Source organism: Haloactinopolyspora alba (genome assembly GCF_003014555.1).
In the GTDB taxonomy this organism is placed as follows: domain Bacteria; phylum Actinomycetota; class Actinomycetes; order Jiangellales; family Jiangellaceae; genus Haloactinopolyspora; species Haloactinopolyspora alba.
The window spans coordinates 25,947-38,958 of sequence record NZ_PYGE01000022.1; the positions used below are offsets into that span (position 1 = coordinate 25,947).

Annotated in this window: 10 protein-coding genes; 7 read left to right on the plus strand and 3 right to left on the minus strand. The window is 70.2% G+C overall.

Features of this window, described 5'->3' with window-relative positions; all coding sequences use genetic code 11:
• Nucleotides 1–237: 237 nt before the first annotated feature.
• The 4 genes from CLV30_RS21840 (at nt 238) to CLV30_RS21855 (ending at nt 6,165) form a co-directional block, all read left to right on the plus strand.
• On the plus strand, nt 238–1,116 hold the full coding sequence (locus CLV30_RS21840) for an A/G-specific adenine glycosylase (protein WP_211300103.1): 879 nt from the start codon (nt 238–240) through the stop codon (nt 1,114–1,116).
• A gap of 111 nt (nt 1,117–1,227) precedes the next feature.
• On the plus strand, nt 1,228–3,084 hold the full coding sequence (locus tag CLV30_RS21845; protein WP_106539361.1) for a glycoside hydrolase family 3 protein: 1,857 nt from the start codon (nt 1,228–1,230) through the stop codon (nt 3,082–3,084).
• A gap of 25 nt (nt 3,085–3,109) precedes the next feature.
• The gene (locus tag CLV30_RS21850) at nt 3,110–4,420 is read left to right on the plus strand and encodes an exo-beta-N-acetylmuramidase NamZ family protein (RefSeq protein WP_106539362.1); all 1,311 of its coding nucleotides are present in this window, start codon (nt 3,110–3,112) and stop codon (nt 4,418–4,420) included.
• Nucleotides 4,417–6,165: a serine hydrolase domain-containing protein gene (locus CLV30_RS21855; protein ID WP_106539363.1), complete on the plus strand. Its 1,749-nt coding sequence runs from the start codon at nt 4,417–4,419 to the stop codon at nt 6,163–6,165. The genes CLV30_RS21850 and CLV30_RS21855 overlap by 4 nt, the downstream gene beginning before the upstream one ends.
• 133 nt (nt 6,166–6,298) lie before the next feature.
• Here the strand turns inward: CLV30_RS21855 and CLV30_RS21860 are convergent, their stop codons facing one another.
• Nucleotides 6,299–7,042: an HAD-IIA family hydrolase gene (locus CLV30_RS21860; protein ID WP_420841985.1), complete on the minus strand. Its 744-nt coding sequence runs from the start codon at nt 7,040–7,042 to the stop codon at nt 6,299–6,301.
• 190 nt (nt 7,043–7,232) lie between these two features.
• Between CLV30_RS21860 and CLV30_RS21865 the strand changes: the two genes are divergently transcribed.
• On the plus strand, nt 7,233–7,652 hold the full coding sequence (locus CLV30_RS21865) for a hypothetical protein (RefSeq protein ID WP_106539365.1): 420 nt from the start codon (nt 7,233–7,235) through the stop codon (nt 7,650–7,652).
• Nucleotides 7,653–7,753: 101 nt separating this feature from the next.
• Nucleotides 7,754–8,218: a hypothetical protein gene (locus tag CLV30_RS21870; RefSeq protein ID WP_106539366.1), complete on the plus strand. Its 465-nt coding sequence runs from the start codon at nt 7,754–7,756 to the stop codon at nt 8,216–8,218.
• A 74-nt stretch (nt 8,219–8,292) separates the two neighbouring features.
• Here CLV30_RS21870 and CLV30_RS21875 read toward each other — a convergent pair whose 3' ends face one another.
• Complete coding sequence (locus CLV30_RS21875) at nt 8,293–10,833, minus strand: ATP-dependent Clp protease ATP-binding subunit (protein WP_106539367.1); 2,541 nt, start codon at nt 10,831–10,833, stop codon at nt 8,293–8,295.
• 347 nt (nt 10,834–11,180) lie between these two features.
• On the opposite strand from CLV30_RS21875, the gene CLV30_RS21880 reads away from it, so the two are divergent.
• The gene (locus CLV30_RS21880) at nt 11,181–12,560 is read left to right on the plus strand and encodes a serine hydrolase (RefSeq protein ID WP_129710961.1); all 1,380 of its coding nucleotides are present in this window, start codon (nt 11,181–11,183) and stop codon (nt 12,558–12,560) included.
• A gap of 104 nt (nt 12,561–12,664) precedes the next feature.
• Here CLV30_RS21880 and CLV30_RS21885 read toward each other — a convergent pair whose 3' ends face one another.
• A complete protein-coding gene (locus CLV30_RS21885; protein WP_240723264.1) occupies nt 12,665–12,991 on the minus strand; it encodes a DUF2516 family protein in 327 nt (108 codons plus the stop codon).
• Between the last annotated feature and the right edge of the window lie 21 nt (nt 12,992–13,012).

Genomic DNA, 13,012 nt, shown 5'->3' on the forward strand with positions numbered 1-13,012 from the left:
TCAACGATTTCAGACCACCCCCGCCACGGGTGCGTCGTCGCAGGTCACAATCGTGTCTATAGCGAATATAGTCCGATTCGCACCATCCGTATCTTGTGTTACCGACGTACCGGTCAATCATCTTTTCTCGCTCGTTCGAACTTCCGCTTCGAGTGGAATTCGCCGCGTCGACCACCAGCGTTGCGCATCGTGTTCACGATGACTCCACCCGGCCGGCACGAGAACCGCCGCGCGGCCATGTGTGAGGATCGACGCGTGCACGACGCCGTTCTGTCCTGGTATGCCGCCCACGCTCGCGACCTGCCGTGGCGCGCGCACGACCGGACGCCATGGGGAGTCCTGGTCAGCGAGGTGATGCTGCAGCAGACGCCGGTCACCCGGGTCGAGCCGGTGTGGCGGGAGTGGATGGCGCGCTGGCCACGACCCGCCGATCTCGCCGCCACCGAGTCCGGCGAGGCGATCCGGGCGTGGGGCCGGCTGGGTTACCCGCGACGGGCGCTACGCCTGCACGGTGCCGCCCGGGTCATCACCGAGCGGCACGGCGGCGCGGTGCCCGCGGAGTACGACGATCTGATCGCCCTGCCCGGAGTCGGCGAGTACACGGCGGCGGCGGTGTCGGTGTTCGCGTTCGGCGCCCGTCGCTCCGTGCTCGACACGAACGTCCGGCGGGTACTGGCGCGCACGGTCACCGGCACGCGGTATCCGCCCACGGCTCCGACGGCCGCGGAACGGCGACTCGCCGACGACCTGCTGCCCGACGAGGCCGAGGCACCGGCCTGGTCGGTCGCGGTGATGGAGCTCGGCGCGGTCGTGTGCACCGCACGCTCACCGCGTTGCACGCAGTGCCCGATCGCATCGTCCTGTGCGTGGCGCCGGGCCGGACATCCGGACGACGACGGCCCTCCGCGCCGCGGCCAGCCCTGGACGGGGACGGACCGCCAGGCCCGTGGGCGGCTCATGGCGGTGCTTCGCGAGGCGCACGGACCGGTGCCGAAGGACCAGCTGGACGCGGTGTGGTCGCACGCGATGCAGCGAGAACGGGCTCTCGACGGACTGGTGGCCGACGGGCTGGTGGAACCGCTCGACGGTCAGCACTATCGACTCCCTCGCGCCTGATGTCTGTGATGTCCGGCCTTGACCACTCTTGACCGTGGGTAATCATTTCGCTACGTTCCGCAGCACGCTGGTTACGTGAAAACGGCAACCGCCCCCATCGGGAGGCTCCACATGCTGCACTGGTCCGGCTCGATGTCCCGTCGCCGTGTGCTCACGGCTTCCCTGACGGCCGCATGCGCCGCCGTCCCGATCGCCGCTCCGGCGGCCGCCACCCGCCGGTCGCCCGCGGTCCCGGGCGGCAAGGACGCCTACGTCCGGTCCGTGCTCGAGCGGATGACTCTCGAACAGAAGGTCGGGCAGCTGTTCGTCACGCACGTGTACGGCGGCCACCCCACCGACGTGTCCGCCGAGCACGCCGCGAAGAACCGGGCTGCGTACGGCGTCGCCACCCCCGCCGAGGTGGTCGAGAAGTACCGGCTCGGCGGCGTCATCTACTTCTCCTGGTCGGGCAACGTCGACGACCCCACGCAGGTCGCGAAGCTGTCGAACGGGCTGCAGACCACCGCCGCCGACGCCGGCGCTCCCCCGCTGCTGATCGCGGCCGACCAGGAGACCGGCATCGTCGCTCGGATGCCGGCCCCGGCCACCGAGTTCCCCGGCGCCCAGGCGCTGGCCGCCGGCGGCAGCACCCGCGACGCCCGGCGCGCCGCCATGATCACCGCGCGCGAACTCCGGGCGGTCGGCATCTCGCAGAACTTCGCTCCGGTCGCCGACGTGAACGTCAACCCGGAGAACCCCGTCATCGGCGTGCGCAGCTTCAGCTCCGATCCCGGCATGGCCGCGCGGTACGTCCACGCCCAGGTCACCGGCTACCAGCGTGGCAGCGGCGTCGCGTCGGCCGCCAAACACTTCCCGGGGCACGGCGACACGACCGAGGACAGCCACGTCGATCTGCCGCGCATCGACCACACCCGCGCGCAGTGGGAGAAGCTCGACCGGCCGCCGTTCCAGGCCGCGATCGCCGCGGACGTGGACGTCATCATGACCGCGCACATCGTCGTCCCCAGCCTGGACCCGTCGGAAGACCCGGCCACGCTGTCCCGGCCCATCATCACCGGGCTGCTGCGTGAGGAGATGGGCTACGACGGCGTGATCGTCACCGACGCTCTGAACATGGACGCCATCGTCGAGAACTGGGGCTCCGACCAGGCCGGTGTCCTGGCCCTGAAAGCCGGCGTCGATCAGCTGCTGGTGCCCGAGGACGGGCACATGGACACCATGGTCGGTTCCGTCCTCGACGCGGTGCGCAGCGGCGAGATCGACGAGGCCCGCCTCGACCGCAGCGTCACCCGGCTCCTCGAGCTGAAGTGGCGCCGCGGCATCGTCGCCGACGCGCAGGTCGAGATCCCCGCGGTCAGTCGGCGGGTCGGGAACCGCGCCCACGTGGCGGCAGCGCAGCGCATCACCGACCCGACCATCACGGCGCTGCGCAACGACGGGCCGGACGGCGCGCCCGTACTGCCGGTCGGCGCCTCCGGCGGATCGGTCCAGCTCGCGTCCGCCAGCTGGTCGGCGGGGCATGCCCTCGCCGACTCGCTAAGACGCCGCGGCATGCGGGTCGACCTGCTGGTCACCGGGACGCGGCCGAGCGACACCGAGATCGCCGACACGGTCGGCGCCGCTGCCGGGCACGACCTCACCGTCGTGGTCACGTCCCGGGCGTGGGACACCGAACGCACCGACCCGCAGGGACGGCAGCGCCGGCTCGTCGCCGAGGTCACCGGCACCGGCAACCCGGTCGCCGCCGTTGCCGCCCGGGACGCGTACGACGTCGCCTACCTGCCGGAGCAGGCGGCGTTCCTTGCCGCCTACTCGACCACGACCGTCTCGATGGAGAGCGTCGCGAAGGTGATCACCGGCGAGACCGCTCCCGCCGGTCACCTGCCGGTGGACGTGCCGGCCGCCGACGGCTCACCGCTGTACCCGATCGGCACCGGCCTGACCTGGCCGGTCGCCACCCAGTCCTGATCTGCCACCGCGCCGGGAGACTCACATGGACCGCCGTCAGTTCCTCACCACAACGGGTCTCGGCGTCGCCGCGGCCACCGCCACAGCCACGACCGCGGCGTCCGCCGCGACCGGCACCGACGACGCCCAGCCCGCCCGGGCCGCCGCCGGCCGCCGGGTGCGCACCGGAGCACAGCGCCTGGCCGACGACGGCTGGGCGACGCTGCGCGGGCACCGCGTCGGCGTCATCTCCAACCCGACGGGCATCCTCGACGACGCGTCGCACATCGTCGACAGCATGGTGGCCGCGGGTGACATCGACCTCGTGGCCGTGTTCGGGCCCGAGCACGGGTTCCGCGGCTCCGCGCAGGCCGGAGACTCCGAAGGGACCTTCACCGACCCGCGGACCGGCGTCACCGTCTACGACGCGTACGGAGCACAGGAAGCCGGCTTCATGCGGATGTTCGGCGACGCCGGGGTCGAGCTCGTCGTCTTCGACATCCAGGACGTCGGCGCACGGTTCTACACCTACATCTGGACCATGTGGTCGGCGATGCGCGCAGCGGCGCGGATGGGGCTGAAGTTCGTCGTGCTGGACCGGCCGAACCCGATCGGCGGCACCGCGTTCGGGCCGATGCTCAAGCCCGGGTACGAGTCCGGCATCGGGCAGCGCTACATCGTGCAGCAGCACGGCATGACCGTCGGCGAGCTCGCCCGGCTGTTCAACGCCGAGTTCCTGCCCGAGGACGCCGGCGCCATGGTCGAGGACCTCGAGGTGGTGCCGGTGAAGGGGTGGCGCCCCAGCGAGGTGTACGCGGCGACCGGGCTCCCCTGGCCGCCGCCGAGCCCGAACATGCCGACCCCGGACACCGCGCTGGCCTACGTCGGCACCTGTCTGTTCGAGGGCACGGCCGCCTCCGAGGGTCGCGGGACGACGCGTCCGTTCGAACTGATCGGCGCTCCCTACGGCACCTACCACTGGGCCGACGATCTGAACGCCGCCGAGCTGCCCGGGGTCGACTTCCGCGAGGCGTACTACGTGCCGACGTTCAGCAAGTTCACCGGTGAGACCTGCGGCGGCGTCCAGGTGCACGTCACCAATCCGGCGGTGTTCGACGCGATCCGCACCGGCGTGACGATGATCACCACGCTGAAGCGGCGCTACCCGGACGAGTTCGCCTGGCGCGGAGGCGGCACCAGCGACGGCTTCATCCACCTGCTGCACGGCTCCGACCGGCTACGGGTGATGGTCGACGCCGGCGCCTCGGCCGACGAGATCGTCGCGTCCTGGCAGGACGAGCTGGCGGACTTCGACCGGCTGCGCCAGCAGTACCTGATCTACCGGGGCCGTCGATGAGCGCCCGGGCCGCACGCACCGCCGCCGTCGCCGTGTGCGCCACCGCCCTGTCCGGCACGCTGCTGACCGCCACCGCCGGCGAGCATCCGGCCGCCCGGTTCGACCGCCCCGCCGACGGATTCATGGCGCCGGGCACCGTCCTGCACGACGCCGCGCCGGGAGACGTCGGGCTCGACCCGGACCGCATCGACGCGCTGACGACCGACGCCGCCTCGTTCACCCGGCCCGCGCCCGGCGAGGAGCATCCGCTGTACGCCAGTTCCGTCGTGCTGGCCGCGCACGCAGGTGCGGTCGTGGCAGAGGACGCCGCGGGGTGGTCCTTGCGTTACGCCGACGGCGAGGGCACGCCGCTGCCCGCGGACGAACGGATCCGTGCCAGCACCGACACGATCTACGACCTCGCTTCGGTGTCCAAGCTGTTCACCACCATCGTGGTGCTGCAGCAGGTCGAGGCGGGCCGGATCGAGCTGGACGCGCCGGTCGCCGACTACCTGCCCGCGTTCGCCGCGAACGGCAAGCAGGACATCACCGTCCGCCAGCTGCTGACGCACACCAGCGGGCTGGTCCCGTGGATCCCGTTGTGGAGTAACTGGGCGACTGTCCAGGAACGCATCGACGCCGTCATGAACACGACCCCGCGGACCGAGCCGGGCACCGCCTACGACTACTCGGACCTGAACATGATCACCGCCGGGCTGGTCGCCGAGGAGGTCACCGGGCGGGGCCTGGACGAGCTCGTCCGCGACGGCATCACCGAGCCCCTGGGCATGGTCGACACCGGGTACAACCCGTCACCGGACGAGCTGTCTCGTATCGCCGCGACCGAGTACCAGGCGAGCCCTGACCGCGGCATGGTGCACGGGGAGGTCCACGACGAGAACGCGTGGTCGCTGGGCGGCGTGGCCGGCCACGCCGGCGTCTTCGGAACCGCCCGCGACCTGGCGCGGCTGGCGCAGGCGATCCTGAACGGCGGTGTCTACGACGGCGCCCGCATCCTCGAGAAGGCCACCGTCGAGACGATGCTGACCAACGAGAACACCGAGTTCCCCGGCGACGCGCACGGCCTCGGCTTCGAACTGGACCAGCGCTGGTACATGGACGCTCTGACGGCGCCTTCCACGGCAGGTCACACCGGTTACACCGGTACGAGCATGGTCATCGATCCGCAGTCGCGCTCGTTCGTCATCCTGCTGACCAACCGGGTGCATCCGTCGCGGAACTGGGGCTCGGTGAACCCGGCGCGGCGCGCCGTCGCGCACCACCTCGCCTACTCGATGGCCGTGCCTCCGGCGTCGGGCTCGACGGCGTGGGCCGCGCACGACACGGGTTCGACGACGTCCACGCTGGATCTGCCGGTGCAGCTGCGCGACGACTCCACGCTCACGTTCGACCTGTTCGCCGACACCGAGAGCACCGACCCGTTCCGGTTGGAGATCTCCACCGACGGCGGCGCGACGTGGGATCCCGTACCGTTCACCGCCCGGCGTGGCGGCTCGTCGATCACGGCCGGCGACGGCGTCGTCAGCGGCTACCACGACCGGCGTTGGTGGCGCGCCCGCGCCGACCTGCCCGACGTGACCGGGTCGGCGACGCTGCGCTGGCGTTACGGCACCGATCCGCTGTACACGGGCCGTGGTGTCGTCGTCGACGGGGTACGCGTGCACACCCGCGGGCTGCCCACCTTCCACGGCGAGCAGCACCCGGAACGGTTCGACGCCAAGGGCTGGACCCTCACCTCTCGCTGACGTCCGGGCCGACGCCACGATGTGATGTGCCGGATCACCGGGTAGACGGCGCTCCGGCGGTGATGGGGGTGTGGTTACTGGTGCCAGAACCCCAGCAACCACACCCCCATCGAACGTGCGGGCCGTCCTTCAGTCAGATCAGGTCGACGAGATCGGCGACCGAGCCCACCACGTGGTTGGGCTGGAACGGGTACCCGGCGATCTCTTCGCGCTTGGTCGAGCCGCTGAGCACCAGCCACGTCGACAGCCCCGCCTCGATCCCGGCGACGATGTCGGTGTCCATCCGGTCGCCCACCATGGCGGTCGTCTCGGAGTGCGCCTCGATGCGGTTCAGCGCGCTGCGGAACATCATCGGGTTCGGCTTGCCGACGTAGTAGGGGTCGCGGCGGGTGGCGCGGGTGATCAGTGAGGCCACCGCGCCCGTCGCCGGCAGCGGCCCCTCGGCGGACGGCCCGGTGGCGTCCGGGTTCGTCGCGATGAACCGCGCACCCCGCCCGATCAGCCGGATCGCCTTCGTGATCGCCTCGAACGAATAGGTGCGTGTCTCGCCGAGCACGACGTAGTCGGGGTTGCTGTCGGTCAGCACGTAGCCGACCTCGTGCAGGGCCGTGGTCAGTCCCGCCTCACCGATGACGTACGCGCTGCCCTCGGGGTTCTGGTCGTTCAGGAACTGCGCAGTCGCCAGCGCCGACGTCCAGATGGCGCTTTCCGGCAGCTCGATGCCGGACGAGTGCGCCAGCCGCGCCTGCAGGTCGCGTGGAGTGTAGATCGAGTTGTTCGTCAGGACGAGGAATCGTCGCTCCCGGTCGACCAGCCGCTGCAGGAACTCGGCGGCGCCGGGAATGGCCTGCTGTTCGTGGACCAGCACGCCGTCCATGTCGGTCAGCCAGCATTCGATCTCGCGGTCGCTCACGCCACCCACTGTAGAGGGTCGGACGGGCACGCACGCCGCGGTGACGGACATACCTGGGCACACCGGTCAGTTGATCCGAAACGGCGGACAGCTGTAAGCCGCGTCGGATACCGTCGCTCCGGTTTGCCCAACACTTCAGCTCAGGAGCTCAGAAATGAACCGTGTCACAACCGCCGCCTCGGTGCTCACAGTGAGCGCGATCACTTTCGCGCTGACCGCCTGTGGCAACGGCAGCGGGTCGCAATACTGTGACCAGCTCGAGGGGGCGAACGCGCAGTTCTCCGCCGGCGGTGCCATGGCCGATCAGGCGGCGATCGCGGACGCGGCGGACACGTTCCAGCGCATCGCGGACTCCGCGCCGGAAGAGGTGAAACAGGACTGGCACGCCTTCGCCGACGCGTTCACGACGCTGGCCGGGCTCGAGGTCGACCCGACCGACCCGGAGGCGATGAGCGACCCGCAGGTCGCCGACCAGCTCCAAGGGCTGCAGGCCGACATGACCCAGACGCAGGACATCGAGACGCACGCGCAGGAGGAGTGCGACCTCGATCTCAGCGCGGGCACGCAGAACTGACGCCGTCCGTTCCCACGGTCCGAAACGGACATATGCAGGCCGAATCCATCGTGTATGGTCTCCCAGGCTTGACCGAATAACCATTTTCAGGAGATCAAGAAATGACCCGAATCACCCAGACCGCCTTCTCGCTGCTCGGAGCCAGCGCCCTGGCGATCTCGCTCACCGCCTGCGGTGACAGCGAGGGCGGCGGCGAGACCACCGCCGGCAGCGATGGCGGCGGCTACTGCGACGAGCTCAAGAGCGTCAACGAGGAGTTCGCCAACGCCGGCAGCGCCATGACCAACCCCGACCAGCTCTCGGGCATGGTCGACTCGTTCCAGGGCATCGCCGATGTCGCTCCCGAGGAGGTCAAGGCCGACTGGGAGGCCCTCGTGGGCGGGCTCGAGACACTGTCCGAGATCGACATGTCGGACCCGGAGGCCATGCAGGACCCGAAGGTCAAGGAGAAGCTGCAGGGTCTCGGTGACCTCCAGACGAACTCCGACAACATCTCGACGCACGCGAAGGACGAGTGCGACATCGACCTCGGCGGCAGCGGCGCCACCGCCACCCCGGGGAGCTGACCCGACGCACCACACGACGACGGCCCCGTCATCCGCAGGTGGATGACGGGGCCGTCGTCGGTTCGGAACCGGTGTTACGAGCCGGACTCGCTCTCGCCCGACGAGGCCGTGCCGCCCGCGGCGCCCGCTCCGACCGGAGCGACGTCCGGCAGCTCGGACTTCGGGTTACCGGTGAAGGTGAAGCGGGCTTCCGCTCCCTCACCCTCGACGTCGACCACGACGATCTCGCCGGCCTTGAGCTCGCCGAAGAGAATCTTCTCCGACATCGTGTCCTCGACCTCGCGCTGGATGGTCCGCCGCAGCGGCCGCGCGCCCATGACCGGGTCGAACCCGTGCTTGGCGAGCAGCTCCTTGGCGGCCTGGGTCAGCTCGAGACCCATGTCCTTGTCACGCAGCCGCTCGTCCAGCTCGAGTGTCCGCAGGTCGACGATGCGCAGCACCTCTTCCTCGGTCAGCTGGTGGAACACCACGATGTCGTCGACACGGTTGAGGAACTCCGGCCGGAAGTGCTGCTTGAGCTCCTCGGTGACCTTCGACTTCATCCGCTCGTAGCTCGCGGAGTCGTCGTCGGCGGCCGAGAACCCGAGGTTGACGCCCTTGGCGATGTCGCGCGTCCCCAGGTTCGTGGTCATGATGATCACGGTGTTCTTGAAGTCGACCACACGCCCCTGGGCGTCGGTGAGCCGGCCGTCCTCGAGCACCTGCAACAGCGAGTTGAAGATGTCCGGGTGGGCCTTCTCGACCTCGTCGAACAGCACCACGGAGAACGGACGCCGGCGCACCTTCTCGGTGAGCTGGCCGCCCTCCTCGTAGCCGACGTAGCCCGGAGGTGAACCGAACAGCCGCGAGACGGTGTGCTTCTCCGAGAACTCGCTCATGTCCAGCTGGATCAGCGCCTCCTCGTCACCGAAGAGGAACTCCGCCAGCGTCTTGGACAGCTCGGTCTTACCGACACCGGACGGACCGGCGAAGATGAACGAGCCACCGGGACGCTTCGGGTCCTTCAGCCCGGCGCGAGTACGGCGGATCGACTTGGACAGACCCTGGATGGCGTCTTCCTGGCCGATGATCCGCTTGTGCAGCTCCTCCTCCATGTGCAGCAGCCGGGAGGTCTCCTCCTCGGACAGCTTGAACACGGGGATGCCGGTCGAGAACGCCAGGACCTCGGCGATCAGCTCCTCGTCGACCTCGGCGACGACGTCGAGGTCGCCGGCCTTCCACTGCTTCTCCCGCTCCATCTTCTGGGCGATGAGCTGCTTCTCCTTGTCGCGCAGCGACGCGGCCTTCTCGAAGTCCTGCGCGTCGATCGCGGACTCCTTGTCCTTGCGGACCTCGGCGATGCGGTCGTCGAACTCTCGCAGGTCCGGTGGCGCCGTCATGCGGCGGATCCGCAGTCGGGCACCGGCCTCGTCGATCAGGTCGATCGCCTTGTCCGGCAGGTACCGGTCGGAGATGTAGCGATCGGCCATCTGCGCGGCCGCGACGAGCGCCGCGTCGGTGACGGACACCCGGTGGTGCGCCTCGTAGCGGTCCCGCAGCCCCTTCAGGATCTCGATGGTGTGCGCGAGCGTCGGCTCGGACACCTGGATCGGCTGGAAGCGGCGCTCCAGGGCGGCGTCCTTCTCGACGTACTTGCGGTACTCGTCGAGTGTGGTGGCGCCGATGGTCTGCAGCTCGCCGCGGGCCAGCATCGGCTTGAGGATCGACGCGGCGTCGATGGCTCCCTCGGCGGCACCGGCCCCCACCAACGTGTGGATCTCGTCGATGAACAGGATGATGTCGCCGCGGGTGCGGATCTCCTTCAGCACCTTCTTGAGGCGTTCCTCGAAGTCACCGCGGTAGCGCGAACCGGCCACCAGCGCGCCCAGGTCGAGCGTGTAGACGTGCCGGTCCTTCAGCGTCTCGGGGACCTCGCCCTTGACGATCGCCTGCGCCAGCCCCTCGACCACTGCGGTCTTGCCGACGCCGGGCTCGCCGATGAGCACGGGGTTGTTCTTGGTGCGGCGGGACAGCACCTGCATGACCCGCTCGATCTGGTCCTCACGCCCGATGACCGGGTCGAGCTTGCCCTCGCGTGCGGCCTGGGTGAGGTTACGGCCGAACTGGTCGAGCACCAGCGAGCTGGACGGAGCCTCGCCCTGCGCGCCCGCGCCCGCCGTGGCGGCCTCCTTGCCTCCCTGGTACCCGGACAGCAGCTGGATGACCTGCTGACGGACTCGGTTGAGGTCGGCGCCGAGCTTGACCAGCACCTGGGCGGCCACGCCCTCGCCCTCGCGGATGAGCCCGAGCAGGATGTGCTCGGTACCGATGTAGTTGTGCCCCAGCTGCAGCGCCTCACGCAGGCTCAGCTCGAGGACCTTCTTGGCCCGCGGCGTGAACGGGATGTGCCCGCTCGGCGCCTGCTGGCCCTGGCCGATGATCTCCTCGACCTGTTGACGCACGGCCTCGAGCGAGATGCCGAGGCTTTCGAGCGCCTTCGCCGCCACACCCTCGCCCTCGTGGATGAGCCCGAGGAGGATGTGCTCGGTACCGATGTAGTTGTGGTTGAGCATCCGGGCCTCTTCTTGGGCCAGGACGACAACGCGCCTCGCGCGGTCGGTGAACCTCTCGAACATCTTCTGGCGCTCCTTGCCGAGCGGTCGGCTGTAGAGACCCGGGCCCCCACATCTGACCATTCGATGCTATCTCCGCCTGCCGTCGCGTTCTCGGCGTCGTGCCCGGGGAATGAGACGCCGGCGGATCTGTCGTACGTTACGTGCCGCAAGAACACCACGTCAGGTGCCCGATGTTCCACTCCAGGGGCCTGCACAGGCCCGAGTTCGCTGCGGGCGAAGACCGCGGCGGGTGGCCGGTGATCACGCGGCGGCGCCGCTCCGTAGAGTTGACGCAGATGTTCGTCTCCGGGACACGGGGGTGGTGGGTGGGCCTCGCTCGTCGGCGTTTCGTGCCGACCGTCGCCGTCATGATGGCAGCGGCCACCTTCGCGAGCTGCACGGGGGCGACCGGCACCGACCCGGGCGCGACCGGGTCGGCAGGCGCGTCGACGTCCCCGCCGGCGGCCACCGCGACCGGGTCCGTCCAGCCACCGGTGAGCCTGCCCCACTCGGCGGTCGGCCGGCAGGCCCGGTGGGTGCTCGACCAGCTCGCCCTCGAAACCGGGCCCACGGCCGCGGAGGCGCGCCGGCGCTTCGGCACGAGGTTCCTCGACGAGGTGCCTCCGGCGGAGGTGAACACCGTGTTCGACGAGCTGCGCCCGGCCGGCCCGTGGTCGCCCGTCGACGTCGACGCCGTCGGTGGCGACGCCGTCGTGCGGTTGCACGACGGCTCCGGCGAGCCGTGGCGGATGGTCATCTCGCTCGGCGGGGACGGCACGATCGCCACCCTGCTCATCCGTCCCGACTCCGGCGACGACGAGACCGCGAACTCGTGGGCGGAGGTGCACGAGCAGCTCACCGCGCTCGACGCCGACGTCAACCTGCTGGCGGCCCGGGTCACCGACGACGGGCGGTGCGAGCCGGTCACCGAGATCGAGCCGCGCGAGCCGCAGCCGATGGCGTCGATCTTCAAGCTGTACGTCCTCGACGCGGTCGCCGCGGCGGTCGAGAACGGCGGCATCGGCTGGAGTGATCAGCTGGCCGTCACCGACGAGGTGCGCAGCCTGCCGTCGGGCCGGTTGCAGGACAGGCCGGACGGGGCGCAGGTCTCGGTGTCGAAGGCCGCGGCCGGCATGATCGCCATCAGCGACAACACGGCGGCCGACATGCTGGCCGACCTGGTGGGCCGCGACGCCGTCGAGGCGGCCATGGCCGACCTCGGCCACGCCGACCCGGCGCTGAACCAGCCGTTCCTGACCACCCGCGAACTGTTCGCCGTCGGCTGGGGCCCGGGCGAGCGCCGGTCGCGCTGGAGCGAGGCGGACGAGGCCGAACGGCGCCGGCTGCTCGCCTCGCTGACGTCCGGCGCGCTGGACGTCGCCGCCGGAGACGTGGACGACCCCGCGTGGCCGTCCGGCGTCAGCTGGCTGGGCTCCGCGCACGACATCTGTGCCGCCCTGGTCGGCCTGCACGAGCGGGACCGCTCCGACCCGGACACCCGGATGCTGCGCACCATCCTGGGCCACAACCGCGGGGTCACCATCGACGAGAACCGCTGGCCGTACGTCGCCTACAAGGGCGGGAGCGCGCCGGGCGTGGTCACGGGCAGCTGGTACGGCGAACGCTCCGACGGCGAACGGTACGTCTACGTGATGCAGGCGGCCTCCACGGACGCCGCCGCGTTGCAGGACCACTCGGCGTTCTTCTCGCTCGCCGAGGACGCCTTCACCCTGCTGGCCCGGGAATGACCACGTTCACCATGGAATTCATGCGTCACCACTCCTACGGCCCCTGGTGACGCACCGATTCGCCTCGTGACGCGCAGCCGCGGCCCGAGGCGAATCGCTCGTGCTCACCAGGGGCCGTAGGGGCCGTCTCGTGTGCTGGACCCACGGCTCCCGCCGCCCACCGCGCGCACCGCGGGCCTGACGTCGACCAGGTAGACGGCCGCGCCCACCACACCGAGCAGGTTCACGAGGAACAACGGCGCCGGGAACACGGCGATCTCGACGAGCACGGCGACACCGAGGATGCCCATCCAGATGGGCTTGGTCAGCTTGCCGGCAGCGGGAAAGGCCTGCGTCGGCACCCGGATCGCGTCGATGAACGCGTACCCCTTCAGCGCCAACGCGGCCACGCCCAACAGGATCAGCAGCCAGGATTGGAAGTCGCCGAACATGTTCACCCACACCACTGTACG